The organism is Paenibacillus sp. MT124 (genome assembly GCF_058792755.1).
The window spans coordinates 813,165-838,503 of record NZ_CM179500.1; the positions used below are offsets into that span (position 1 = coordinate 813,165).

Annotated in this window: 23 protein-coding genes and 1 pseudogene; 18 read left to right on the forward strand and 6 right to left on the reverse strand. The window is 46.7% G+C overall.

All coding sequences use genetic code 11. The features are described from left to right. Positions 1–100: 100 nt before the first annotated feature. Positions 101–307, reverse strand: coding sequence for a DUF2536 family protein (locus AC3RCI_RS03820; RefSeq protein ID WP_154892995.1), 207 nt, complete (start codon positions 305–307; stop codon positions 101–103). A 244-nt stretch (positions 308–551) separates the two neighbouring features. On the opposite strand from AC3RCI_RS03820, the gene AC3RCI_RS03825 reads away from it, so the two are divergent. From AC3RCI_RS03825 to AC3RCI_RS03835, 3 genes and pseudogenes are all read left to right on the forward strand, one after another. Then, positions 552–1,076, forward strand: a complete 525-nt coding sequence (locus AC3RCI_RS03825) for a hypothetical protein (protein WP_492527558.1) — start codon at positions 552–554, stop codon at positions 1,074–1,076. A gap of 61 nt (positions 1,077–1,137) precedes the next feature. Next, positions 1,138–1,221: pseudogene (locus AC3RCI_RS03830) on the forward strand (SF0329 family protein); the annotation flags it as partial. Between the two features lie 264 nt (positions 1,222–1,485). Beyond that, a complete protein-coding gene (locus AC3RCI_RS03835; RefSeq protein ID WP_492527559.1) occupies positions 1,486–2,478 on the forward strand; it encodes a tRNA dihydrouridine synthase in 993 nt (330 codons plus the stop codon). Between the two features lie 147 nt (positions 2,479–2,625). Here AC3RCI_RS03835 and AC3RCI_RS03840 read toward each other — a convergent pair whose 3' ends face one another. After that, positions 2,626–3,537 carry an endonuclease NucS domain-containing protein gene (locus tag AC3RCI_RS03840; protein ID WP_492527560.1) on the reverse strand — a complete coding sequence of 304 codons (912 nt, stop codon included), beginning with the start codon at positions 3,535–3,537 and terminating at the stop codon, positions 2,626–2,628. 124 nt (positions 3,538–3,661) lie between these two features. Between AC3RCI_RS03840 and AC3RCI_RS03845 the strand changes: the two genes are divergently transcribed. Next, entirely contained in the window at positions 3,662–4,228 is a 567-nt protein-coding gene (locus AC3RCI_RS03845) for an SF0329 family protein (RefSeq protein ID WP_492527561.1), read from the forward strand. 219 nt (positions 4,229–4,447) lie between these two features. On the opposite strand, the gene AC3RCI_RS03850 is transcribed toward AC3RCI_RS03845, so the two are convergent. Continuing rightward, positions 4,448–4,507, reverse strand: coding sequence for a putative holin-like toxin (locus AC3RCI_RS03850; protein WP_492529787.1), 60 nt, complete (start codon positions 4,505–4,507; stop codon positions 4,448–4,450). 233 nt (positions 4,508–4,740) lie between these two features. Between AC3RCI_RS03850 and AC3RCI_RS03855 the strand changes: the two genes are divergently transcribed. From AC3RCI_RS03855 to AC3RCI_RS03865, 3 genes are all read left to right on the forward strand, one after another. Next, positions 4,741–5,901, forward strand: coding sequence for a cobalamin-independent methionine synthase II family protein (locus tag AC3RCI_RS03855; protein WP_492527562.1), 1,161 nt, complete (start codon positions 4,741–4,743; stop codon positions 5,899–5,901). Between the two features lie 341 nt (positions 5,902–6,242). Further along, positions 6,243–9,614: a HEAT repeat domain-containing protein gene (locus AC3RCI_RS03860; RefSeq protein ID WP_492527563.1), complete on the forward strand. Its 3,372-nt coding sequence runs from the start codon at positions 6,243–6,245 to the stop codon at positions 9,612–9,614. 96 nt (positions 9,615–9,710) lie between these two features. Then, positions 9,711–10,040: an ATP-binding cassette domain-containing protein gene (locus AC3RCI_RS03865; protein ID WP_492527564.1), complete on the forward strand. Its 330-nt coding sequence runs from the start codon at positions 9,711–9,713 to the stop codon at positions 10,038–10,040. Between the two features lie 373 nt (positions 10,041–10,413). On the opposite strand, the gene AC3RCI_RS03870 is transcribed toward AC3RCI_RS03865, so the two are convergent. Beyond that, entirely contained in the window at positions 10,414–11,118 is a 705-nt protein-coding gene (locus AC3RCI_RS03870) for a hypothetical protein (protein ID WP_492527565.1), read from the reverse strand. A 63-nt stretch (positions 11,119–11,181) separates the two neighbouring features. Further along, on the reverse strand, positions 11,182–11,772 hold the full coding sequence (locus AC3RCI_RS03875) for a hypothetical protein (RefSeq protein ID WP_492527566.1): 591 nt from the start codon (positions 11,770–11,772) through the stop codon (positions 11,182–11,184). Between the two features lie 600 nt (positions 11,773–12,372). Between AC3RCI_RS03875 and AC3RCI_RS03880 the strand changes: the two genes are divergently transcribed. The 11 genes from AC3RCI_RS03880 (at position 12,373) to AC3RCI_RS03930 (ending at position 24,260) form a co-directional block, all read left to right on the forward strand. Continuing rightward, positions 12,373–12,957 (forward strand): TetR/AcrR family transcriptional regulator, encoded by a 585-nt coding sequence (locus tag AC3RCI_RS03880; RefSeq protein ID WP_492527567.1) that lies wholly within the window; start codon positions 12,373–12,375, stop codon positions 12,955–12,957. 38 nt (positions 12,958–12,995) lie between these two features. Then, positions 12,996–14,285 (forward strand): cytosine permease, encoded by a 1,290-nt coding sequence (locus tag AC3RCI_RS03885; RefSeq protein ID WP_492472926.1) that lies wholly within the window; start codon positions 12,996–12,998, stop codon positions 14,283–14,285. Between the two features lie 4 nt (positions 14,286–14,289). Beyond that, entirely contained in the window at positions 14,290–15,405 is a 1,116-nt protein-coding gene (locus AC3RCI_RS03890) for an S-methyl thiohydantoin desulfurase family protein (RefSeq protein WP_492527568.1), read from the forward strand. Continuing rightward, positions 15,402–16,985: an ROK family protein gene (locus AC3RCI_RS03895; protein WP_492527569.1), complete on the forward strand. Its 1,584-nt coding sequence runs from the start codon at positions 15,402–15,404 to the stop codon at positions 16,983–16,985. The genes AC3RCI_RS03890 and AC3RCI_RS03895 overlap by 4 nt, the downstream gene beginning before the upstream one ends. Positions 16,986–17,479: 494 nt before the next feature. Beyond that, positions 17,480–18,658, forward strand: coding sequence for a DUF4317 family protein (locus AC3RCI_RS03900; protein WP_154892986.1), 1,179 nt, complete (start codon positions 17,480–17,482; stop codon positions 18,656–18,658). A 33-nt stretch (positions 18,659–18,691) separates the two neighbouring features. After that, a complete protein-coding gene (locus AC3RCI_RS03905) occupies positions 18,692–19,084 on the forward strand; it encodes a hypothetical protein (RefSeq protein WP_492527570.1) in 393 nt (130 codons plus the stop codon). Between the two features lie 51 nt (positions 19,085–19,135). After that, on the forward strand, positions 19,136–19,843 hold the full coding sequence (locus tag AC3RCI_RS03910; protein ID WP_492527571.1) for a DNA alkylation repair protein: 708 nt from the start codon (positions 19,136–19,138) through the stop codon (positions 19,841–19,843). A gap of 252 nt (positions 19,844–20,095) precedes the next feature. Continuing rightward, positions 20,096–20,905: an ABC transporter ATP-binding protein gene (locus tag AC3RCI_RS03915; RefSeq protein WP_095360968.1), complete on the forward strand. Its 810-nt coding sequence runs from the start codon at positions 20,096–20,098 to the stop codon at positions 20,903–20,905. A 52-nt stretch (positions 20,906–20,957) separates the two neighbouring features. Further along, entirely contained in the window at positions 20,958–21,752 is a 795-nt protein-coding gene (locus AC3RCI_RS03920) for an ABC transporter permease (protein ID WP_492529789.1), read from the forward strand. A gap of 104 nt (positions 21,753–21,856) precedes the next feature. Next, positions 21,857–22,867, forward strand: a complete 1,011-nt coding sequence (locus tag AC3RCI_RS03925) for an ABC transporter substrate-binding protein (RefSeq protein WP_492527572.1) — start codon at positions 21,857–21,859, stop codon at positions 22,865–22,867. 34 nt (positions 22,868–22,901) lie between these two features. Next, on the forward strand, positions 22,902–24,260 hold the full coding sequence (locus AC3RCI_RS03930; RefSeq protein ID WP_492527573.1) for an LLM class flavin-dependent oxidoreductase: 1,359 nt from the start codon (positions 22,902–22,904) through the stop codon (positions 24,258–24,260). 112 nt (positions 24,261–24,372) lie between these two features. Here AC3RCI_RS03930 and AC3RCI_RS03935 read toward each other — a convergent pair whose 3' ends face one another. Further along, the gene (locus AC3RCI_RS03935) at positions 24,373–25,314 is read right to left on the reverse strand and encodes an AraC family transcriptional regulator (RefSeq protein ID WP_336781442.1); all 942 of its coding nucleotides are present in this window, start codon (positions 25,312–25,314) and stop codon (positions 24,373–24,375) included. Positions 25,315–25,339: the final 25 nt, after the last annotated feature.

Genomic DNA, 25,339 nt, shown 5'->3' on the forward strand with positions numbered 1-25,339 from the left:
CACAAATTTGAAAAAAGTATGATCACAAAACAAAGCAAAAACCGGATTGAATATAGATTAATCCGGTTTTCGCTGTTCCCATTTATTTACCTGTACTCCATCAATCAACGGCAAAATGCACAACGGCACTATATAACATCTTGTTGTTAATGGGGTGGTACGTCACCTGATGCTGAACCTGCTTCACTCGCAGCATCAGCGCTTTGTTGATTCCAATTCGGTCTTCGATCGTACGCTCCAGTTCTTTAAAGTCATAAGCTTGCAAGCATTCAACTTTGTCTTTGATCATATCCAATGAAATTTCCATGTTTGATCCAGGCCACCTTCATGTCACGATTTGCAGGTACAAAAGCCTGCCGAGCTTTAATTGTAGAGGAGCTTGTTCGGTTCGGCAAGAGCGTACAGCAAGATAATCAGAACGATGGAGACGGTTTGATTTTCTATGCTGGGAGAGACAAAACGGGCAGGTGATTTAGGCTTATCTTAAAAGTTGGATTCCACACCATATGGTACAATGAATCTGGATTCAATATGAGGGTTGTGATTATATAGTGATTGATTATCTGAAGAATATAGGAATAAAGGCATTTTACGAGATATCGACGATTGCAGAATATCCGAACCTGTTATTCTCTAATGACAGGGAACAATACTTTTCCGAGGCTCAGTTTAATCTTTATACCGTTCAAAAGTTGAACAAACTAATTAAAAAGCACAAGCTTTCGTTAAATGAATTACAACAGATTTTTGGCTATATTGAGACGTCTTGGACTAATTATTTGAGGAAATATTATCGAGGTAAATCGTTTATCTTTTACCTATGGGGTGACGAGCAGATTCCAGCAATACGTTTTTCTGTCGTTTCTTATTATGAGGGTGTGGAATTACCTTTCAGATGTAGCTTAAACAAGGTCCATGACATGAGTGAGGTTTTATCGCTGTATGTTAATAAAACTCAATTTGATGGAGTGACTATTATTGAGCTAGACGAAGTAGATGAAACGGATAATATCCCTTCTTCCGGATCAGACTACGGTTATACGCTTACGGTGTATTCCAGGAAGATCATTTGTTGAAATAACGAATGCCTAAGAGTCACAATTAAAGATAATAGGCTTTGAAAACATATGAGGAATCATGTCCTGGAGTAAATTGAAACAGAATTTGGAGAGTTTCCTCTCTCCTGCATCAAATGAAAGGGTCGAATTGTGCAGTACTTCTATGAACTGCAGTGCAGTACGTTATATAAAATGGCAGGGAGGGACCGTGCCCTTCCTTTTTTTACGAGTCTTTGAGGGAGTATGCTTCTCTCCTAGGTATGATATACTCATTTAGATGTCTACTATATAGAATATGTGTTGCTGTCGTTTGAACTGCTTTGCTTAAAATGCAATATGAGTGAAGATGAAGTAAAGGCATGAACAGATTATAATTACTATTTTCGAGGATAAAGAGTTGTCCTGATATGTATAGAGGGGTTTTGAGATGACGAACAATTTTTGGCGTGAATTGCCGCGACCATTTTTTATATTGGCACCGATGGAAGATGTAACGGATGTTGTATTTCGTCACGTTGTGAGTGCAGCGGCCAGACCGGATGTGTTTTTTACGGAGTTTGCGAATACGGAGAGTTACTGTCACCCGGAGGGCAATAAAAGTGTACGTGGGCGTTTGACGTTTACAGAGGATGAACAGCCCATGGTAGCTCATATCTGGGGAGATAAGCCGGAATTCTTCCGGGAAATGAGCATCGGTATGGCAAAAGAAGGCTTTAAAGGCATCGACATCAACATGGGTTGTCCTGTAGCCAATGTGGCGGAGAACGGGAAGGGCAGCGGGTTGATCTGTCGTCCAGAAACGGCTGCGGAAATTATCCAGGCTGCAAAAGCCGGGGGACTGCCCGTAAGTGTAAAAACAAGACTTGGTTTCACTGAAGTGGACGAGTGGCGCGACTGGTTGACCCATATTTTGAAACAAGACATTGTGAATCTCTCGATTCATCTGCGCACAAGAGAAGAAATGAGCAAGGTAGATGCTCACTGGGAACTGATTCCGGAAATTAAAAAACTTCGTGATGAGATAGCACCCAATACGCTGCTGACCATTAATGGGGATATCCCTGACCGTCAGACCGGGTTGAAGCTCGCTGAGCAATATGGCGTGGATGGCATTATGATCGGGCGTGGTATCTTCCAGAACCCGTTTGCTTTTGAAAAAGAGCCGAAGGAACACACCAGCGAAGAATTGCTTGGTCTGCTGCGGCTTCATCTGGATCTCTATGATCAATATTCCGCACAGGAGCCGCGTTCGTTCAGCCCACTTGCGCGCTTCTTCAAAATCTATGTACGTGGATTCCGCGGGGCAAGTGAACTCAGAAACAGCTTGATGAACGCCAAATCCACAAAGGAAGTGCGCACGCTGCTAGATGAGTTTGGAAGCAAGAATCATGATGAGGTAGAGGTACAAGGGGAATTATGATAAAAGAAGTAGATTGTTGCTTAATGAGTCTGTCGAGAATGTGACGATAGATAGCATATATGTTAAAGAAGCCAATATGTGAATTCACTATATTGGCTTCTTTTAACTTTATGTAAAAAAAACTAAAATAATTAAATAAATCTGAGGTTAATTCATTGCGAATCTCCAGCCGTAAGTTCTAGTTGTAATTCCGTCTTTTTTCGCATTTATGATTTCAGTTTCATAATATTTTGAAATGCTGCTACCAATTATAATACCTTTTACATTTGAAAGACCCAATTCTTTTTGACACTGTTTTATATAATGCTTAATTTGATTCAATGCATTTCGATCTATGGCTCCTTTTTTTATTTCTACTACGATGTACTCGTTGTTCGTAGTATCTTTTAACAACAAATCCAAGCGGGAATCATCCGAAAATACAATTTGTGATCCCTCAAGTAAATAGTTATCGTCTAAAATATTTGGTTGTGAAGCAATTAGTTTTTCAATATCCCGTTCTAACACTTGGAAAACTTCATCACTAGCTAATATATTATTTGTAAGGCGTCCTTTATCTTCATTTTTATTAATTTCATCCAATAAGAAAGCAATGTCATTATTATTTAATAGTTTCCATGTACGCAAGGCAGAAGAGATAGCAGCCAATGGAAGTTGGTTGGAGTTAAGATTTGCGGGTTTAGATAATTTGCTAAGTAGCTGTGGCGTTATTTCTAAAGGCACATCCAACTTTTTTGAGAAGATTGGATTACCGAATGCAATACATTCATTTTTTGTTAGTAGACTGGGTGCCTTTTTTAGATGTGGATTGTTGAACTTGTTTACTATTAGAGGATTACGTTGTGCAATATTGACTAACATAACTTCTTCTACGTAATAGTAAGCCGTAATATAACGTTTCTCGTGAATGGTTTTATGGAAGAAAAGGTAATCTCCTGTGCCAACATTTAGCAAGTTTGTTGTATTACTTGAAGATTCTCCATACGTAAATTCATTTAGCATAGGGTCCTCATGTCCATTGTTACGATCTGCGTCCTTATAGCCTATTAAGTAATTCATTTTAAATCACTCCTTTTCTCTATAATACAATTTGTTGTAAAAAAATTGGTGAGTAAAAAATGAGAAATATGATGTTTTCTAAAATTGATAGCATTCATCAATCCAACAAAATATAGGAGGTCACATGTCCTGGAGTAAATTGAAGCAAAATCTAGAGAGTTTCCTCTGTCCAGCGTTAGTAGGAAGAGTAGAATACCGGTCAACCAGCTATCGCTATGCATCTGATCGACCAGGAAACTGTTACCTTGCCGTAGATAAGAAGAACATACTCAATATGAGTGACACAACAACTCCAATCCGCTGGTATCAGACGGAGCAGGAGATCAAGAACGATCCGAATATTGAAATTCCTGTAGATAACGAAGAGATTGAAGCGATTCGAAAAGATAGTAAAGGAATTCCGGAGGATCGCCTGCACGTCATTGCAAGAAGCAGAAAAATCTCTGTCCTGGCCAAAGAGCTTTTGTCGGCGCAGTCATCATTGAGCAAATCCAATTTTACGGTTGCAGCGACGACGTTTTTATCAAGACCTATAGAGGAAAGTCTGGAGAGTCAGGATATTTTGCTTAACATTCTGGCTTTGATAGACAGACGCGTTGGCAAAAAGCGAATTTTGAACATGTCCGAGAAGATCAAGTTAAAGCATCCAGCCGTGCAATATTTTTATGAAATTCGGCGTAGGACGTTGTGAATTAGTTAAAAGTTAGATGTTTATCGTTTTTATTCTACGCTTGTTAAGCCTTGAATTGAATTCCTCATTCGTCATGTTATAATAAGGGCATGAACAGCTTATAATGCAAAGAGAGCCGTGCGACAACACGACTCTCGGAGCAATAGCCGCTTTTAAGGGCGGTGGGCTTAACAAGAGGATATACGTCAAGTAGACCGCAACCTTTGCACGGGGGGCGGTCTACTTGTGTTTATTGGAACCGAAGGTAAGCATCAGCATAATTGCTTCAAACACTGTCACAAGGCATCACCTCCCTTCCGGGAGATTAGCCGACCGCCCATATCAGCCTTTCTATTGCTATCCGATTATACCATAATCTTCATTTCTCTCGATAGGCAATCAAAGTAAACAGATAGCAAAGGATAAGTGATTTTGCTATAGCTTTTAGCTATAACTAGTTATCTTCTTTTGGTTATTCTTCGAACTCCGCTCGGCGTGCTATGATAGCCCTATACAACGAGGGGGTTATTTACATGACTGATAAGTTCCAGATCGTAGGAAGTTTGTTGCGGCCCGAAGAGCTGCTGAAATATAAAACGCAAATTGAGCATCGTGATGATATCCAATATCCATTCTATGAAAATTTTGAAGGATATGAGCAATGCGAGACCGAGGCAATCAAAGAGGTTGTGAAAAAGGAAATCGATCATAACCTGTCGGTTGTTACAGATGGCGAGTTCTCCAAGTCGATGTGGCATCTGGACTTTGTCTGGGGCTTTGACGGAATTGAACGTTATATCGCGGACCACGGTTACTTTTTCCGGGATGTGGATGGAACATCCAAATATGAAACTCGTAAAGATATCGGATTGCGCATTACGGGTGAACTGAGCGGAAAGAACCATCACTTCATTACGCTATTCAAACAGCTGCAGGATACAGCAGGTGATCAGCAAACAAAACTTTGCGTACCGTCACCTTCCCATATCTTCGGTGAGCTGTCATGGTCGGATAACATCGGCGGTACGGATGCTGTATATCAGAACAAACAGGAGCTCAAAGCGGGTCTTGAGAAGGCATATAAAGAATTCGTAGCGGAATTCGCTGCGGCTGGCGGCAAAATTTTGCAATTCGATGACTGCCTCTGGGAGCTGTTTGCAGACGACAATCCGAACTCTCCATTTACCGGCGAGCATATTGATCAAGAGGAAGTAAAGGGTCTCGCTACTGAATTTATTGATATTAACAATACTGTAATTGACTTCGGTCACAGCCTGGGCTTGAAAATGTGGACACATAACTGCCGCGGTAATTACGATTCCCGCAACATGGGCGGTGGATCTTATGCGAAAATCGCCAACCTGTTCCTGAAACAGTTGAAATATGACCGTTTCTTCCTGGAGTGGGATGATGACCGTGCAGGTTCGATTGAAGCGCTGGAAGTGTTCAAGGACAGACCGGAAACGGAGATTGTTCTCGGTCTGCTGTCTTCCAAAACAAGTACACTGGATGATGAAGCACGCGTCATCCGTCTGCTTGACGAAGCATCCAAAATCATTGATAAGGATCGCCTGCTGCTCTCCCATCAATGTGGCTTTGCCTCCTGCGATGGCGGTAATGAGCTGAGCGAGGCTCAGCAATGGGCGAAGATCGACCAAGGTCAACGCATTGCGAAGCAATACTGGAATAACTAATTCAATAGAAGCAATATTTTAGATAAAAGGGATGACTCCAAGGGCCGTTTACGGACCTCATGAGGCATCCCTTTTTGTGTGCAGCATACTGCCTCGCTCAAACGCACAAACCACGACGTAGTACATTGAATGTGGTTATTGTCCAGCTGCCGCCATATATGAATCTAGGCTACGAGGATAGGCTCCGTGCGCTAACTTGGTTTGAAATGTGGATTCAAACAGGAGAAGCGGCTGCTTACCAAGAAGTTATACTATTCCAGGAATACCCTGTGAAGTATGTTTGTGGAGTTGTTTTGATCACTTATAAAGAGCTTATTAGAGACATGAGGGGAGAGAAACTGATGACAGATAACCATGATCTGATAAATAGAGAACAATTGCTTACAGAGCTCGACTCGCTGGGGTATTCGGAAAGAATGAAACGGATGGCACTTCTGGGGCGCCAGCATGCAGGAAATGCGGATTATTCCGCGCTGCTTGTATCCTTGCTCGAAAGCGGCACCGCCTATGAGGCACATCTGGCCTTGACGGGTGCGGGTGTAGTGAATGACGCCCGTGCGGTTGTACTGGCCCTGCAGCATCCCAAGGCAGGGGTTAGGGGCCGGGCGGCTGGACTACTGCCAGAAGTGGTGACGGACCCGGACTTTTCAATTGAAACCGAAATCACCCTGATGTCATACCACTGCCGCCGCCAATTGCTGCGGAGCATCGTGAATTCATACCGTCAGGATTGGGCGGAGCGGCTGCTGCCGATCGTGCTTAACCGCTGGGGAGCACAAGAAGCGGCCTTGTTACTGGCTGTGTGCAGCGAAGAGACGGTACGCAGCAGGCTGCCAGAGCTGGGATATGCGTTACTGAACTGGCGACTCCTAACGAAGTACCACCCCGATCTGGTGGCAGCGTACTTCAAGAATGCTTTACAGCATGCAACGCACCGGGAGAAGACCCATGTATGGTGGACGCTCTCTTCCGCGATTGAAATACTGAGTTTTTCAAGACCGGCGATCGTGCTGGAATGTGCGCTTACGCTTGGGCCATCGGATACGATTCACCCTGTACTCAAGCAGCAACTGGGGATTCTGATTCAGGCCAGCCCAGAGGACGTTTTTGAGCTGCTGACTCGTGAGGAGACAAGGGAATATCTTCTGAATCATGGCGTTCCGGCAGGTGTTTTGAAAAAAAGAAAATGGTTCACCACTGCGCAGTGGATGACACTGGCTGCATTGCTTGCAGATCAGCCTGTGCACCTGGCCAAGGTGCTGGATACCCTTGCGCCGTCACATCGCGAAGCGATCTTTGATGCGACTTATCAGGAAGATGAGCGGAAGACACGGATTTTCCCTACGTTGCTGCTGGATGTACTGCCACACCAGCTGCGTGACAAGGAAGCTGCCCGCATGCTGGAACTGCGTGACATTCGTGATGATCGGGACCGCATGCTCGAAACGACGGCACGCCTTACCATCGATCATGCAAGGGAGGAGCTGGAACAAGCCGTTCAGGTGTCTAATAGCGACGAGCGTGCTGCAGCCTATGCCCACCTCGTTCGAAGCACAGCACTTTCCCGGCGTGGTATGGACGAGACGCTTCGTTTCCTGACCCGAATCAAGAATGATCAGGATTCGGTACGCTTCATGGTTATGGCTCAGCTCTCCAACTGCCCGGCTCCCATGTTCAAGGAAGAGCATATTGATGATCTGACGGTGCTGGTGGATAGCGTGATTGAAGCCAGAGACACGTCATACGGGACAAGGTCCGCAGTGGAGAGACTGGCTTTTGCTATACTGCGTGAACATGTACTAGAGCCGAAGGGCACCCTATTCAAGTTTGCTCTGAGGACATTTGGAAGATTGACGATGCGGGACGGACAGTTTGCATTGTATACGATGGATTGGGATAGCATACCGAGTTCTGCACTGGAGGCGTTATTCGATGAGGTCTATGCCTTTGGTGTGGAAGCGAACAAGCGCGAAAACAAGAGCGTAATTCTGCGCATGGCAGATTTGTTCGGGAAAGCAGTGGATCGGTTGCCGAAGCTCCAGCTTCTGCTGGAAGAACTCCTGCAGGCAAAAAACGTATCCCCACAGGCGGTCCATTACTGGCTGGCACCCTATAAAACCCGGGATGCAAGGGTTAGAGAATTGCTGGACAGAGACCCATCCTTCATCTCATTCCATGACGTATTCATGCATCTGCATCTGAAGCGTCAGGAGTGGCTGGACCCGTTTATCTCAGGGGAAATCATCAAAGGCAAGCATTTATCGGGAAAAACAATTTATGTTGTGCCTGCGCATAACGGGTTTCATCGGTGGCTGCCGCGTCAGCAAAAGGCATTCGCATCCCTGCTGGAACGGGTGGCACTCGACGCCAAACGAAGCTTCCATGAACGTGCATCCGCGATGCGCAGCTTAGCCAGCATGCCCGATTATAGTTCGGACCAACTGGAAGTCCTATTGCAGGATGAGGAAGTGCATGTTGTGGAGGCAGCGCTGTATGCGTACTCGTTATGGGAAGAGCCAGAGAAGGCACTGCCTGTATTGCTAAACAATCTGGATGGAGACCGGGCCCGGGTTGCCATGTACTCGATCCCCAGATGCATGCGCAGGGTCAGTCCGGTGATGTTGACGTCCATGCTGTCCGAGCTGCTCCATCGGGAGAAATTGAAGATCACGGTCAGAAAAGAGGCCATTAGGCTGCTTGGGGCTTATAAAAGTGAGGAGAGCATGGCGCTTCTCATCCGTGAATACGAGAAACCGAATGTACACAAAGACGTGATGATCGCCATAGGCCATGCGGCCAGACAATGGCTGGATGATGAACGCAGCTGGGCCATGATGAGTGCCATGGCTGCTTCCCCGCAGCGCGATATCGCACGAAGCCTGCTTAACCAGTATTCTGGCGGCATTCCCGTAGAAGCCCGGCCAAGGTATTTGCAATTGATTATCGAGATCTCCGGACATGCCGATCCGGTTGTGGCCAGAGAGGCATTCCAAGCGATGAGCCACTGGGTGAATGGAAGTGAAGAGAAGGTGGCAGCTTCGGCCAGCAAAACGATTCTGGATCTGGAGGACAATGCCAGGTGGAAGGCAGCGATGGATACACTAATTACGGCTTGTCGTGACGGAAAGGTGAATGATCAGGTCATTAACGTTTGCACACAATTGGCGGGCACGGAGACAAGATCCGAATGGAATGCCAGCCCGGAGAGAGACCTTCCAAAGCGGCAGCGTCTGGTCGCATTGATAGACAAGCTAATCTCATTGCCTCCACTTACGAAGCGGGGACTCATTCCTTTATATACAGGCATCATTGCTGCTCTTCAATCCCAAGAAACTCTCAAACCGGCCGTGATCAAGTTACATTTGGCATTTGTGGAATGGAACGAGGTGGATCAGGCTGCCCTGCAATTGGACCCTGTGATTCACATGGTGGACAAGCATCCGTATCTATTGGATGTGGCCTACAGGCAGATTAATCGTGCAGCTAATGCCAGTCAGGCGTATTGGAAACCGGAAGCGATTCTGGATCTGGTGGATCAACTGAGAGGCCAGCAGCGAATTGCGGCCCAGTATCTTGGGCTTTCCCTGCTGAAGATTGCGGGAACCGCATTACTGTGGAATCAGGCTTGTACCGAACGCTTGCGAGCATACCGGAATCATGAGCATGAGGCCATTCGTATGACGGCATTGGATATTTGGACGGTTCTCGAATAGAAAAGCTGTTTGGATCGGGTGGTTACAAGGATAGACTGTTCGTTATGAATCTTCTACAAGAAGTCATTTTATTTTATCCGGGAGGGGAGCGAGACGATGCTGCATATAAGTAACTTCAAACTCTCTTCTGTCATTTCCAGCAACCCGAATATCTATCCGGATCATGTGTTTAGGCACATGGCAGGGGAGGTTCTGCTGTTTGACCGAATCACGGTACTCTACGGAAGTAATGGCTCCGGCAAATCCACTTTGCTGAATCTGATCGCGAACAAGTTGGGAATGGCGGGCGCTGAGCGAATGTCCACTTATGGCTGCTATACTTGTGGTATTAAACCACTTATAAAGGAGAGGGCATATAAAAGCAAATTCAAACAATTGTTAAGTCAATATGCTACATTAGTGATGAAAAGATTATTGCACTATTAATCAATTTCGGACTGATTAAATTCGTATATGGCTTACTGTTATTGAAGAAGAACATTAAAAATAAATGAGCATTATCTACTTTATGGTAACGAACTTTATTAATGCTGTATTAGCACAGTTCAGAATGTAAAAAGCCTGATAATTACGAGTGTTGAAACAAACTAGATAAATTTATGAAATGCGGACAGAGAATCTGTTATATTTCAAAATACATGTAGAAACATGAATAAGTGACGATGTAATTAAAGTGAGAGAAAAGATTTTATTTTGATATAAATGTGGAATAAGCTAAGTCATTACAAACATCCAGATGAATCATCTATTTTAAATCAAAAAAGACCATCTCATTAGAGAATGGTCTTTTTTTTTGATTTTAGTTAATTTCAATATTCACATCAGGCTGACTTACCACGGTTCCACCGACTGCTTCGGTGTAAATCCCTATTTGTGAAGTGCCGCCTGGTGCATATTTTTTGTAGATCAGTTTACCAGCAGTATTGACACCCACTGCGTAGTTGGTCAGATAGACTGTAGAGTACGCAGGGATCGTTTGTTCAACACCATAGGTTCTACCTGCAGTATAGGTTTTTGCATCTGTCAGTGAAACTCCCATCTCCAAAGAGGCACCCGCTAAGAACCCAGCTTTAATATTTGCAGAATTTTTAATACTACTTGTGACATTCCAAGTGGCTGTGTCTGTATATTGCTGTGTGTAAGTTGCCTTAGCTGTACCAGCATTGTTATTGGCTACACGGAATGTACCCATATCTTTATAGCGCCAGTTCCTTACAGCACTGTCTGCATCGTAACGGTCAAAAGAGTAGACATTACCATCATTGGGTGGAGCCATTGTTTGTATGCGCTTACTCAAAGGAGTTACTTCGACTGTATTTCCATTCATATCAGTTTCCCAGGCTCTGTGTTCTGGAATCTTAAATTCGTTTTGTTTAACATTTTCATCAATTTTTTGCTGAATTTCTGCAGGTATTGTTTGTTGTGCAAAAGCAGCTTGAGGAGTTAGCAACGTAAGAGATAAGACCGAAAGAACAGACAATTTTAAAAACGTCTTCTTTTTCATTAATATACCTACTCTCATGTTATTTTGTTTTCTGCTTAAATTTACTATAATATACTATAAATGTCAATGTTTGTTTAAAAATTTCACTATTTCCTTCATTGCGGCTCTCATTGTAACAATACTTGCGTCCTTCTCGGCGTTTACCGTGATCGAAATGACAAGATTTTTATATAGATAGGTTGCTACATCAGTAGTTCTTGAGAGTTTAGGATTCGTCTCTTCGAAGCCTTTAGATGAATCCCAGATAACCAAGTCTTTGTCCAAGTAATTTGTTGTGTAACCCATTCTTACATGTATTTGTGTTGTTTGATCTGCGTTCTCATAAACATAAATTTGTTGAGTTGGACGCATATCACTAGTATCTCCATCTACCGTTAGGGATTCTTTTTTGTCGAATGTGAGTTCTTTTTCAACAAGCACTAAACTTTTAATGAGAGGTGCATTCTTCAGGGTATAGTTTGGTATGTTAACGCTTTCGGAAAAGGATTGTACTAAAGACTCATATTCTTCATAAGTGTAGATATCGGGCTTTGGTAATTCATTATCGACTTCAGTTTGTATAGTAGGTTCGTTTTGGACCGCACGGTTTTCAGAATCACAACCTACAGCGAAAGAACATAACATTGCAACAAATATAATCATTTTCTTATTCATTGAGATACCCCTTGTGAATTTATTTGGATTGCTTAATATAATATATCAAATCTTTTCCAATTAGGCATGTTTTTTCATTTTACAATATATTAACGTTAATTAGATCGAAAGGTTTGAACTTATCTCTACTAATGAGGTGTATTTAATTTAAGGGCGAGAGATTCTAAAATAGGTTGAATCAATTAAGTCTCTATTGATAGGTATGAAACAAAATTTAGAATCAATATACTTGTAAATGAAATAAAACTATAGTTTTTTCTCCATAATAGGTCTTGGCTTTTCTTAGAGTTTTATATCTCCTACTTGGTTTGGATTACTGAAACAACTAGACCCCTGAAATTGGATCAATAACAAAATGGAGATTATCAAAAATTCCTTCCGAATTGTGTATAATGTAGTTAAAATTGACGCTTACTACTATTGTTGCAATCTACTAATTCATTCCAGCCCAAATCTGCGAGGATATTGTCCCACTTGAATTTTGGCCGTATAACATTGAAATAAAAAGCTGACATAGCAATTAATTGCATTGATTTTTATGCAGATAATTGTATAATCTACTTAATTAACGTTAATTAGAATGGAGAAAAGGGGATGACCATGACCACCAGAACGAAGCTGAAGGAAGCCGCGCTGAGATTATTTGGGCAGAAGGGCTACGATGGGACGGCATTATCAGAAATTGCGAAGGAGGTCGGGGTCAAGACACCGGCAATCTACGCCTTTTTTGAGAGCAAGGAAGATCTGTTCATGACGGTCTTCGAAGAATCGATGAGCGCCTACAACGAATATATCCAAGCGATGGCGGAAACCAGCAAAGGAATGAATACGGAGAAAAAACTGCATGCGCTGCTGCTTCGCCAATACGATTATCACCGAAACAAAACAGAGCTTGCCGTGTTTGCCTTCCGGTATTTGATTTTCCCGCCGGATTTCCTATTGGAAAGAATGCAGGAGGCTTTCGGGCGTTTCGATACATTGCTGAGCAGCATTATTGGCGAGATCATGCAGGAAGGTCTGGATCGCGGCGATTTGGCTGCCGTTCCGATGGAGACGCTGGTGGATTCGTTCCTCACCTTGATGGACGGGCTGGGCATGCAATATTACTACTATAAATCGCCGGAGCTGTTCGAACGGAAACTGAAACATGCCTTTGAGATGTTCTGGAGATCCGTCGCAGCTTAGGCAATCAACAAGATTGTACAGAAAGCAGAGGGTGGAACATGAGCAACGATACGAAAATAGAAGATTACGAACGGGAACCCGTACCCCAGCATTTAAGAAAATCATGGCTGTCAATGGCATTTGTCTGGATTGCGATCGGGATTGATCTATCCGCCATGTTTCTGGGAGCACAGCTCGGCGCAGGCATGAGCATCGGTGACTCGCTTACTGCGGTCATCGTAGGTTCCGTCATTTTGGGTATTATCGGGGCAGTGTGCGCCTATGTTGGGGCCAAAACAGGCTTGTCCACGGCCATGATCAGCCGGTTTCTGTTCGGGAACAAAGGAGCACTCATTGTCTCCGTCATTCTCGGAATTTCATCGCTGGGCTGGTTCGGCGTACAGGTCGGCTTCTTCGCTTCCAACTTCCAGACGGCGTTAAGCGAGCTGTGGGGTTGGCACTGGTCGCTCTGGGTACTGTCGATGATTGGTGGACTGCTCATGATGTCCACGGCGATCTGGGGCTATCGGGCCATTGAGAAACTAAGCGTCTGGTCGGTACCGCTGCTCGTTGTATTTATTATTTTCGCGCTGGTCTTGGCGCTGAACGGCGAAGGCGGAAGCACGGTCTGGTCACCGTTCGAGGGTGAGGCAGTGCCGATGGGAACGGCGATCTCGCTGGTCATTGGAATCTTTATCCTGGGGACAGCACTGTCTCCTGACATAGCACGCTGGGCCAAGACACCCAAACATGCGATTACGGCTGCGTTTGTCGGTTTCTTTGTCGGCAACAGCTTCATGACGATCATTGCCATCTTCTTGTCTCGGTCGATGGATTCCGACGATCTGACCGGCATCTTCCTGACGCTCGGACTCGGCATTCCCGCCATTCTCGTGCTGACACTGGCACAGTGGACAACCAACACGAACAATTTGTATTCCGCAGGATTGGGTTTCTCCGTCGTATTCAGACGAGTGCCCAAATCCGTCATTACAATCATTGCAGGTTTGATTGCGACAGCACTCGCTTGCTTCGGCATTTATGACCGTTTCATGACGTTCCTCACATATATCACGATGCTTGTTGCACCGCTGGGCGGTATATATACGGCAGAGTATTTGCTGGTGAACAAAAACAGATTCTCGTTTGAAGGGCTGGACAATAATCGGAGCTGGATTCCTCGCTCCATCGTGGTATGGGTTCTTGCCACATTCTTCGGATTCATGACAACGATGGCTCCGGATGGACTTGGTTGGTTCCAGGTGACGCAGGTTCCGGCGCTGGACAGCTTCTTGATGGCATTTATCGTACAAGCCATCATAGGCAAATGGGTAGCAAAGAAGGGATGAAAGCATGAACAAGGCAGCAAGATTAACTACACTTGATGAACAGGCTATTGAATATATTGCAATTGGCGCAGCGGTGCTGGGCACAGGCGGCGGGGGCGACCCGCATGTCGGTAAATTGATTGCCATGGAGGCCATCCGCAAGCATGGGCCGGTCCGAATCGTACACCTTGAAGAACTGGATGATGAAGGACTTGTCGTACCGGTATCGATGATTGGTGCACCTACAGTGATGCTGGAGAAAATCCCTTCGGCAGAACAGCTGACCAAGCCGCTGGATTTGATGGAAAGAGAGCTTGGCCGTAAAGTGGATGCCGTCATGCCGATCGAGGTCGGTGGCGGCAATTCACTCGTTCCGGTCATTGCGGCGGCGCAGCGCGGAATTCCGCTTGTGGACGCCGATGCGATGGGGCGGGCTTTTCCCGAATCGCAGATGGTCACGTTCCATCTGGAAGGCATCCCGTGCAGTCCAGTGGCGATGGCAGACGAGCGCGGGAATAGCGCGTTGATGCATACGATTGATGGCGTATGGGAAGAGCGCATGGCACGTGCGCTGACCGTAGAGATGGGCGGTTCTGCTTCCATCTGCGATTATCCGGTATCTGGAGCGCAGGCGAAGCAGAGCGCCATCGGGGGGACGCTGACGCTCGCTTATGAGATCGGGCGGACGCTTTTTGAAGCGAAGCAGGAGAAGCTGAATCCTGTGCATGAACTGCTCACGAAGCTGCATGGACATGCCTTGTTCCATGGGAAGGCCGTGGATATCCGCCGCCGTATGGATGGCGGTTTTACACGGGGCGAAGCGGTATTTGAAGGCACCGGGGAGAACAAGGGTAAAACGATGCGGCTGTTCTTCCAAAACGAGTTTTTGCTCGCTACCGTTGACGACCAACCGCTGGCGATTACGCCTGATCTGATCACACTGTTGGACCAGGATACGGGTATGCCGGTAACGACGGAGAATCTGAAGTATGGTGCCCGGGTGACGGCAGCAGGCTTGCCATGCGATGACAAATGGCGTACACCAAAAGGTATTGAGACGGCGGGGCCGCGATACTTCGGATACGATTTCGACTATGTGCCGATTGAGACGTTGGTTTTGAAAGGAGGTGCGGCGCAATGACCAAGGGTACGATGACTGAACCAAACACAAACCAGGTTTACCGGATCGGCATTGATGTAGGGGGCACGAATACGGATGCCGCCCTGCTGGATTCCAACTTGCACTGCGTGCACAAGGTCAAGGTTCACACTACGGCTGACGTTAACGAAGGCATTGTAGAGGCTGTTCGCCGCCTGCTGCAGGAGAGCAGTGTGAATGGCGCGGACATTCGCTACGCGATGCTTGGCACTACGCACTGCACGAATGCGATCGTGGAGCGCAAGCATCTCGGCCGGGTCGGCCTGATTCGTATCGGCGCTCCGGCAACGACAGCCGTTCCGCCGCTTGCTGGCTGGGACGAATCGCTGCGCGCGGCGGTTGGACCGCATAGCTATATCGCCTCTGGCGGTTATGAGTATGATGGACGTAAGATCGCGAGTCTGGATGAAGCTGAGATTGCTGAACTGGCCAACCGGATGAAGGGCGAGGTTGACGCTGTAGCGGTGTGTGGGGTCTTTGCCCCGGTGAACCGTGACCAAGAGAAGCGGGTTGGCGAGATCATCCGCGAAGTGCTGGGTGCTGACATACCAGTTACCTATTCCAGTGAGATTGGCAGCATCGGACTCCTTGAGCGAGAGAATGCATCTGTGCTGAACGCGGCACTGCTGCAAGTCATTGCAGGTGTCGTACGCGGCTTTGAAGAAGCGCTGAACGGCTTCGGCATCCATGCGCAGCTCTACATTTGCCAGAATGACGGCACATTGATGAAGAGCGAATATGCACTCCGTTATCCGATTCTGACGATTGCCTGCGGACCGACGAATTCCATTCGCGGCGCTGCACACCTGTCCGGTCTGACGGATGCGCTGGTCGTTGACATTGGCGGTACAACAACGGATATTGGTGTGCTTGTGCAAGGCTTCCCACGCCAATCGTCGGCTGCGGTGGATATCGGCGGCATTCGCACGAATTTCCGGATGCCGGACATTTTGTCCATTGGTCTCGGCGGCGGTACCATTGTCCGGTTGGATGACGCTGACGGCGTAACGGTTGGCCCCGACAGCGTTGGCTATGAGCTGACGAAACGGGCCCTCATCTTCGGCGGTGATACGCTGACAACGACGGACGTGGCGGTGAAGCTGGGCCGGGCCGTATGGCCGGGCACCAACGCGGATGCGGTGGACGAAGCCGTGTGCCGTAAGGTGGATGCCGTCATGCAGCAGAGCCTGGAGGACGCCATTGACCGGATGAAAACGAGTGCCGATCCAGTTGATGTCATTCTGGTTGGCGGCGGCAGCCTGCTGGTGCCGGAGACGCTCGCCGGGGCGAGCCGAATCATCCGGCCAGACAACTATGATGCGGCGAATGCGATCGGCGCAGCACTGGGAGAGGTTAGCGGCGAGTCGGAGCGTATCTATTCACTGGACGACTGGAAATATGACGATGTCATGCAGGATGCCAAAGAGAGCGCCGTGAACGAGGCGACGGCAGCTGGCGCGAACCCGGAGACGGTACAAATTGTGTCCGTCGAGGACATTCCAATTGCCTATTTGCCAGGCAACGCACTGCTCGTGAAAGTGAAGGCTGCGGGCAAGCTGTAATACCATAAACGATATGCCCTCTATGCTCTGTAGCATTATCTGCTGCATGAAAAGCATGGCACAACCAATCAGGCATTCATTTAACGCTTCTCGGCGCGGAATGATGCATAAACAGAATAATATGAATATGAACTGGTGGTACGGATCAAATTCCGTATCACCTTTTTATTTGGGAGGATAGTTTTACTTGATGAGATAGGATTAAGAAATGCAGGGAAACTGCAGATCCATACTCCAGTGGATAGCGTTCTTTTTTTGATATCACCGTAATGGTTCAGGTTCGGGAAAAGGAAAATAAGCACAATGAAGTAAGATGTTTATTTCAAGGAAATGCCCTCGACTCGGGTATCTAAATATGCCACAATAGAGGATCAGGTGCACGGGAGAATGGACCCGCAGGCACAGCAATGCAAGCCGCAAATCGCTAACAAAATAACGCTCAATAATTTATACTAAATAAGCCAGAATATATCGAAGGAGCTGCCGAGCCCGCTATGAACAAAAAAGAAGTTGCCAACATCCGCAAGCAATTTAAGATGGATCACGATCTACTGAATATTTACGATATCCTCAATGTCTATATTACGAAGGAAACGAATGAAGTCTATCACTGGGAGCGCCATCCGTTTGAACTGGTGGACCGGGAGAAGCAGGAGTTATACATGGGAAATTTCAAAAAACTGCTGACCGGCGAACTGGATCAAAAATTGTTCGAACTGAAGTTTCAGGAAGAAGCCGAAGAGCCTGCGCAGGTACTGCTTCATCAGGCACTCGTAACGGGTGATCCGGAAGAATGGCAGGACATGATGCTGCTGCTCGTGGACCGAATGCTGGCGGATGCCAAGTATGAGCGGGACATGGTGGTCACATTTGTTCGGGGACAGTATTATTTGCCGACCAAGGCGAGAAACGATGAAGCGGAAGAGAGCGAGAAGAATGAGGTGTTTGCCCATCCGTTTATCTTATGCAGTGTGAACTCCACGGAGAAACAGCGGAAAACTCTCCTGTTCGATTATGTGGAGCGGGAGTTCAAGTACAATGTCATTGTCGATCCGATTATCAAGTTAAGCACGCCGGAGCAAGGATTCCTGTACCCTAGCGTGACAGACAATTATTCCGATGTGAATCGGATTCTATACTGTACGGGAAAATCGAATTTCCCGGATCCGCATTTTGTCGAACAGGTATTGAATGGAGAAAGATCCGTGACGGCACTTGAAGAGCGAGCGATCTTCGAAGATATCGTCAAGGAAGTGGCTGGGGAAGAGCTCGATTCAGCTACCATTGCTCAGGTGTACGAAGAGATTAACCGGGTGATTGAAATCAACGAAGAGTCGAAGGAGGAAGAACCTCCGAAGCTGGATTATAAAGATCTGGAGCGTGTACTGAACGCCAGCGGGGTGGAGGATGTGACGACCGAGAAGGTGGAACGGGCATTCGAAACGATCGTGGACAATAAAAACTATGAGATGAAAGCGACCAGCGTTATGCCGAAGTTTACTTCCAAGTCCATCAAGATCGAAACCAAGGTCGCTACGATTTCGATCAGTCCGCAGGATTTGAGATACGTCAAGCAGGTGAATTTCCAAGGGAAACGCTGCATCATGATTGAAGTGGACGAAGATGTTGCGATTGAAGGCTTTACGCTGGCGTCAGAGACACTTATCCAATAAAAAAGCATTAACGCAGGCAGGAGATGACTTACGATGAACAGACTGCTTATGATCCTGATTGCGGCCGCAACGATGTTGACGGCTTGCCAATCGAACCAGACGGATACCGTGAACCCCTCGGGGAGCAGCGAACAATCCACACAGACCGAGACGGCGCAGCCAAACAACGAACCAACCGAAGAAAGTACAAGCCAGAGCGAGTGGTCTTCCCTTCCCGAATATGACATGATTGTTCAGAAGGTTGATTCCCAGGATTATACCTTTCGAACGGTAACCGATAATGAAAATGAACGGATTCTCTTACTCACGAACCAAGATGGTAAGGAGAAATATAAGACCATTTTTATCAAAAACACAACTCGTCTTAAAATCATTGACATGGATGGAGGCGGACAGCTCTTCAACGATGTTTTGGAAAATAACTGAGGCCTGGAGTAGACAAAATAGCCCAATTTCAATATGAAGGAGCGCTGCGTAATGAATTTGGAAGAAGTGATGCAGGAGCTTGAGGCACTTGGCAAGGAGCGCACGAAAAAGATATACATGTCGAATGGTGCTCATGAACCACTCTTCGGCGTGGCTACAGGTGCGATGAAGCCGATCGCCCGCAAAATCAAAAAGGACCAGGCATTAGCCGAGCAGCTGTACGCAACAGGGAATTACGATGCGATGTATTTTGCGGGCGTTATTGCTGATCCAAAAGCGATGACGGAAGCGGATTTCGACCGTTGGATCGAGGACGCGTATTTTTACATGATCTCTGATTTCATCGTTGCCGTCACGCTTTCCGAGACGGATATTGCCCAGCAAGTGGCGGATAAATGGATCGCCAGCGGTGAAGAGCTGAAGATGTCGGCAGGCTGGAGCTGTTACTGCTGGTTGCTGGGCAATCGTCCGGACGCTGAGTTCACTGAGGATAAGCTGAGCGGGATGCTGGAGAACGTGCAGGCCAAGATTCATCAATCTCCTGAGCGCACCCAATATTCAATGAACAACTTTGTATATACCGTGGCCGTATCCTACGTTCCGCTGCATGATAAGGCTGTCGAAACGGCGAAGGCAATCGGTCCCGTCGAGGTCCAGAAGGACAAGCCCAAGAGCAAATTCCTGAATGCTTCCGACAATATTCAAAATGCCGTAGATAAAAATCGGATTGGTTTCAAACGTAAATATGTAAGGTGTTAAAGGAAGAAAACGTAGCTGTTTTCATCTGGATTTCACTTGACAAAAATACATTATTTTCAAGTAGTTGTTGACAATCCAACAGGTCTAAAATATAGTAAACACATCAGATTAATGTAAATTGTGAATGTTCAAATGTTAACCATTGAATGGAAGCTGACTGGTTTATCCAGAGGCTCAGAGGACAGCGCTAGTCGTTGTCAGCTGAGCCTTTTTTGCTTAGGTACCCCAATATAAATTAGAGAGGTGAAGTCAATGGCTGCTGCTGAAAAAATCAGATTTGAGAGTGTCACCAAAACGTTCACGGTCCGCGATCCCAAGCAAAAGGAAGCAACTCAGGCCTTTACAGCTGTAAAAGACCTGGACTTTTCGGTAAGAAAAGGCGAGTTTATCACCATCGTGGGTCCGAGTGGCTGCGGAAAATCAACCTTGCTTGATATGATCAGTGGACTATCGTCACCGACACAGGGGCGCATTTTGATTGATGGCCAACCCATTACTGGCCCAGGGCTTGACCGGGGCATTGTCTTTCAGCAGTACGCTTTATTTCCGTGGAAGACGGCGCGCGGCAATATTGAATTTGGTTTGGAAGCCAAGGGTATTCCGAAGCAGGAGCGTAAGGAGCAAGTAGAGCATTTTCTGTCGCTGGTGGGGCTTACTCACTTCGGAGACCGTTATCCACATGAGCTATCCGGGGGGATGAAACAGCGTATAGCGATTGCCAGAAGCCTTGCCTTTAATCCGGATGTCTTATTGATGGATGAGCCCTTTGCTGCATTGGACGCCCAGACCCGTGAATCCTTGCAAAGTGAACTTTTGCGTATTTGGCAGAAGACCCAGAAGACCATCATTTTTATTACCCATGGTATCGATGAGGCGGTTTATCTAGGAGAACGAGTAGTGGTATTGACGCCAGGACCCGGTATGGTAAGACAAATTGTGGATATTCCGCTTCAATCGCGATTGGAAGATGCGGATATTCGCTCCCATCCCGACTTCGTGAAGGCCCGCCATGAAGTATGGAGTCTGCTGCATGAACCTGAATACCGCGGTGCTTATATCTAATTGATTAAAGGAGTGTATTCCCATCGAATCTGTAAAGCCTGCCCATTCAACCCTGCGGCTTGGTAAACGAAGTCCTGCTGCCTTTTCTGGTGTGCTGAAGTTGTTCAAACAGTCGATCGTGTTAATTGCCTTGGTCTTACTGTGGGAGATCGCACCAAGGACAGGCTTGGTAGATGCAGCATTTTTCCCTGCTTTTTCCGAGGTCATTCGGGCATTATGGAGTTTGATCATCTCAGGTGAACTTTTCACTCACTTTCTGGCAAGCATCATTCGTTCATTCAGTGGTTTCGCCTTAGCCTTACTTATTGCAATCCCATTAGGATTACTGATTGGCTGGTATCCATTAGCCAGACAGCTGTTGAATCCCGTGCTGGAATTGTTTCGAAATACGGCTGCATTAGCGCTGCTTCCGGTATTCATGCTGCTGCTGGGAATCGGTGAAACCTCCAAGATTGCGATCGTCCTCTTTGCCTGCACATGGCCCATTCTTCTCAATACGATTGCTGCTGTCGGCAGCGTGGATCCCTTGCTGATCAAGGCAGCAAGATCGATGAATATTAAGTCCTTTAGATTATTTCTCAAGGTTATACTGCCGGCATCGGTTCCCACGATTTTTACCGGTATTCGCATGGCAGGGACAGGGGCGATCCTGGTACTTATAGCTGCTGAAATGGTAGGGGCCAAAGAAGGCTTGGGTTATCTCATTACGTATTCCCAATATAACTTCCAGATTCCCCAGATGTATGCCGGGATATTAACCATTGCTTTGCTCGGGTTGTTAATCAACCAAGGGCTCAGCATGCTGGAACGTAAATTTTCCAAATGGAAACAGCAAGTGAATGAATAGTTCTGTTCTGGTATTCCCTCATTATTTTTTTATCACTAATCCTTACTAATTCAATTGAATTAATGTGTTATAAATGAGACATCGTTTGGAGGAGGAGAAGCGAGATGAAAAGAACGTTAGGCTTTCTTGTACTTGCAGGCTTGGTCAGTGGTGTCCTATCAGGCTGCTCAGATCCCAAGACCTCCGCGAAGAGCGGAGAAGAAGATCAAGTTCTGCAATATCAGTCTTCACCTGGAAGTGTTTCTTATCCGGAGCTGGCTGCAGATTTGGGTTACTTGGGGGACTTGAAGTTGGAATCCATAGGTGACAGCGTTGGGGGACCGGAGAGCATTCAATTAACGGCGACGAAACAAATCGACTTTGGATCAGCTTTTAATGGAGCCATTATCAAATCCTACTCCCAAAACGTAAAAATAAAATCGGTCGTCGGATCATACGGCAGTGATGAACATACGTACATCGGCGCTTATACCCTTGAGGGAACGCCAATCCAATCGGCCAAAGATTTTATCGGGAAAAAGGTAGGCGTGAATATTCTCGGGGCCCATCTGGAATTTGTCCTCAAAGACTATTTACGACAAGGCAACCTGACGGAAAAAGAGATCGAACAGGTCACGTTGGTGACCGTCCCAAGTTCAAGTGCGGAACAGGTGCTGCGGAATCAACAGATCGACGTGGTGATGTTAAGCGGAATCGGCCGGGACAGGGCTCTGGCAACAGGAGGAATCACTGAAATTTTCAGAGATATCGATGTGTTTGGCAAGGAGTTTACGGCAGGCGACTATTTCTTCAGTGAGGATTACATCCGGGAGAATCCGAATACGGTGAAGCAATTTGTTGACGGGGTTGCCAAAGCCATTGACTGGGCTCAGACCACGCCTAGGGAGGAAGTCATCTCGCGGTTCGAGGACATTGTGAATCAGCGGGAACGCAAGGAAACGACGGAAAACCTTAAATATTGGAAGAGTACAGGCATATCGGAAAAGGGAGGCGTCATTACTCCATCGGAATACGGAACCTGGATCGACTGGCTTGTGGCGAATGGTGAGTTAAAAGAAGGTCAGGTGAAACCGGAAGATTTATATACCAACGAATATAATCCATTTGCTCAATAATGTTTAACCAAAATCAGATAAGGGAGTGGTTCGTATGACTAGAAAACAAATGAAACTGGGAGCTTTCATTAATCTGCCGGGACATCATGTAGCAAGCTGGCGTCATCCTTCTTCAGGTGCAGACCGTGCATTCGATCTGGATTATTTAACGGAGATCGCACAGACAGCTGAACGAGGCAAATTCGATATGGTGTTTTTCGCTGATGTCCTGGGTCAGAGGCTTTCCGGTAATGCACACTCCTCACTGAAGCTGGACCCGGTTATCATCATTTCGGCCCTCGCGGCCGTGACGAGAAATATAGGGTTAACGGCCACGCTGACCACGACCTATAACGATCCGTACCATGTCGCGCGTAAATTCGCAGCGATTGATCATCTATCGAAGGGGCGGGCTGCCTGGAATGTCGTCACATCCGCCAACGAAGGAGAAGCCCTTCTGTTCGGTAAAGAAAAGCATCTGCAGCATGCACTCCGTTATGAACGTGCTGAGGAATTCGTGGACGTTGTCAAGCAGCTGTGGTTGTCCATCGAGGATGAGGCGCTGGTCATCGACAAGGAAAATGGCCGATATTTGGATGTAGAGAAGGTACATCCGGTTAACCATGAGGGGGCATGGTTTAAGGTGCAGGGATCCCTGGATTCCCCAACAACACCGCAGGGGCATCCCGTGATTGTTCAGGCCGGGTCTTCGGAATCCGGCAAAGAGCTGGCAGCGAAGACGGCTGAAGTCATTTTTACAGCTTGGCAAACGCTTGAAGAGGCACAGGTCTTTTATCGGGATGTCAAAGGCCGACTGGCTAAATACGGACGCAAGCCGGACGATCTGAAAATCATGCCTGGCGTGTTTATTACGGTGGCCAAAACCGAAGCAGAAGCCCTGCTGAAGCAGCAGCAGTTAAACAGCTATATCCTGCCTGAAGTGGGATTAGCATATCTCTCTGCTTTTACGAATATTGATCTGTCGGGGTATGATGTCGATGAACCACTTCCGGAGGCAAGCTCCATCGAAGATGAGACCAATCCCCGAATCCGCTATAACATCATTCGGGAAATTGCGAAACGGGAGAATCTGCAATCGATACGTGCTATCTATGAACGAATCGCAGGAGCACGCGGTCATCGGGAGATTGTCGGGACTCCGGAACAAATTGCGGATCAATTGGAAGAATGGTTCCTGAATGATGGTGCAGATGGCTTTAATATTATGCCGCCTCATTTCCCGGAGGGCTTCAACGATATCATCGAACTGGTGGTTCCCGAATTGCAGCGGAGGGGATTATTCCGTACCGAATATGAGAGCAGTACTCTGCGAGGGAATCTGGGGCTGTCTATACCTGCCGTAAAAACACCCGAAAAGGCATTAACCGGTGCGAGCACAGGTGAAATTGTGTAAGGCATTGGCATTAACATAACGCAACCGTTCATGGTTGCGTTTTTTTGTTGGGCCAACGAAGTGACCTCCATAGGGAGGAGGAAGCTTATCTTCTCGCCTTTCAAGCCTGGTCTTAGACCCATCCCGTAAACTCGAGTATGGATGCTTTGGCAGACTGTACTTCGGTTTGTGCACTTTTGCGCCATGCTTTGGGGGACTGCCCCATTAGTTTGGAGAAGCAGCGATTGAAGCTGGAAATGGAATGAAAACCGACTTGCTCGGAGATCGACAGAATGGAATGGTCGGTGCTCTTCAGCTGCTTGCAGGCCTCTTCAATTCGTGTGCTGTTGATGAATTCGAGAGGTGTCGTTCTCATAATCTCATAAAATTTTCTGCGGAAATGCGTTGTGCTCAAGTGGCACAGATCGGCCAAAAAGTCGATGGTTATGGGGGTCATGTAGTTCTTGGTGATGTGCTCGAGTACAGGGGAGATGACAAGGTCCCCTTTCAAGCCATGATCTGTACCCTGTTCTGACAGAGGGCGATTCCGGGAATGAATTCGAAGGAGCTCGATATACAGAGATAGCATCATGCCGTAGGCACTTTCCTGATAATAGGGATTCTGCTGTCTCAACTCCTCTACGATCGATGTGGCAAGCGTGTACACCTTGGGATGCTGCTCCTTGCTGAGCACACAGTTCATTCCCTGTACTGCCCACAGATTTGGCTCAAAATCACGGTATGTACCTTTTAATGAATGCTGAAACAGGTCCTCTGGCGAAAAGAAAATATAAGCCCACAAACTGGCTGTGCCAGGTGTGCTGTACGTTGTATGAGGAAGATATCGCGGAATGAAGGTCACATCGCCGGCCTGAAAGGGGACGGATTCTCCCTTGATCTCCATAATGCCGCTATCGGAGTAGCAGATGCCAATCTCCAGATGGTTATGAAAATGAAGATGCTCGCTCTTGATATCGGATATTTTCCAGCGTTCACCGCTTAATAGCAGAACGGGAAAATGGATGGGCAGGCTGTAATGACGATATTCAATAACAGGCTTCTTTTTTTTAGGCATATACGATCCCCCTATTTGTTAATTG

Excerpts from the sequence above, each read along its gene's own strand:
- AC3RCI_RS03925 (WP_492527572.1), top strand. The coding sequence starts at position 21,857 with ATGAAAAGAACGTTAGGCTTTCTTGTACTTGCAGGCTTGGTCAGTGGT.
- AC3RCI_RS03855 (WP_492527562.1), top strand. The coding sequence starts at position 4,741 with ATGACTGATAAGTTCCAGATCGTAGGAAGTTTGTTGCGGCCCGAAGAG.
- AC3RCI_RS03900 (WP_154892986.1), top strand. The coding sequence starts at position 17,480 with ATGAACAAAAAAGAAGTTGCCAACATCCGCAAGCAATTTAAGATGGAT.
- AC3RCI_RS03895 (WP_492527569.1), top strand. The coding sequence starts at position 15,402 with ATGACCAAGGGTACGATGACTGAACCAAACACAAACCAGGTTTACCGG.
- AC3RCI_RS03935 (WP_336781442.1), bottom strand. The coding sequence starts at position 25,314 with ATGCCTAAAAAAAAGAAGCCTGTTATTGAATATCGTCATTACAGCCTG.
- AC3RCI_RS03865 (WP_492527564.1), top strand. The coding sequence starts at position 9,711 with ATGCTGCATATAAGTAACTTCAAACTCTCTTCTGTCATTTCCAGCAAC.
- AC3RCI_RS03905 (WP_492527570.1), top strand. The coding sequence starts at position 18,692 with ATGAACAGACTGCTTATGATCCTGATTGCGGCCGCAACGATGTTGACG.
- AC3RCI_RS03915 (WP_095360968.1), top strand. The coding sequence starts at position 20,096 with ATGGCTGCTGCTGAAAAAATCAGATTTGAGAGTGTCACCAAAACGTTC.
- AC3RCI_RS03890 (WP_492527568.1), top strand. The coding sequence starts at position 14,290 with ATGAACAAGGCAGCAAGATTAACTACACTTGATGAACAGGCTATTGAA.
- AC3RCI_RS03835 (WP_492527559.1), top strand. The coding sequence starts at position 1,486 with ATGACGAACAATTTTTGGCGTGAATTGCCGCGACCATTTTTTATATTG.
- AC3RCI_RS03880 (WP_492527567.1), top strand. The coding sequence starts at position 12,373 with ATGACCACCAGAACGAAGCTGAAGGAAGCCGCGCTGAGATTATTTGGG.
- AC3RCI_RS03860 (WP_492527563.1), top strand. The coding sequence starts at position 6,243 with ATGACAGATAACCATGATCTGATAAATAGAGAACAATTGCTTACAGAG.
- AC3RCI_RS03910 (WP_492527571.1), top strand. The coding sequence starts at position 19,136 with ATGAATTTGGAAGAAGTGATGCAGGAGCTTGAGGCACTTGGCAAGGAG.
- AC3RCI_RS03845 (WP_492527561.1), top strand. The coding sequence starts at position 3,662 with ATGTCCTGGAGTAAATTGAAGCAAAATCTAGAGAGTTTCCTCTGTCCA.
- AC3RCI_RS03870 (WP_492527565.1), bottom strand. The coding sequence starts at position 11,118 with ATGAAAAAGAAGACGTTTTTAAAATTGTCTGTTCTTTCGGTCTTATCT.
- AC3RCI_RS03840 (WP_492527560.1), bottom strand. The coding sequence starts at position 3,537 with ATGAATTACTTAATAGGCTATAAGGACGCAGATCGTAACAATGGACAT.
- AC3RCI_RS03820 (WP_154892995.1), bottom strand. The coding sequence starts at position 307 with ATGGAAATTTCATTGGATATGATCAAAGACAAAGTTGAATGCTTGCAA.
- AC3RCI_RS03885 (WP_492472926.1), top strand. The coding sequence starts at position 12,996 with ATGAGCAACGATACGAAAATAGAAGATTACGAACGGGAACCCGTACCC.
- AC3RCI_RS03930 (WP_492527573.1), top strand. The coding sequence starts at position 22,902 with ATGACTAGAAAACAAATGAAACTGGGAGCTTTCATTAATCTGCCGGGA.
- AC3RCI_RS03875 (WP_492527566.1), bottom strand. The coding sequence starts at position 11,772 with ATGAATAAGAAAATGATTATATTTGTTGCAATGTTATGTTCTTTCGCT.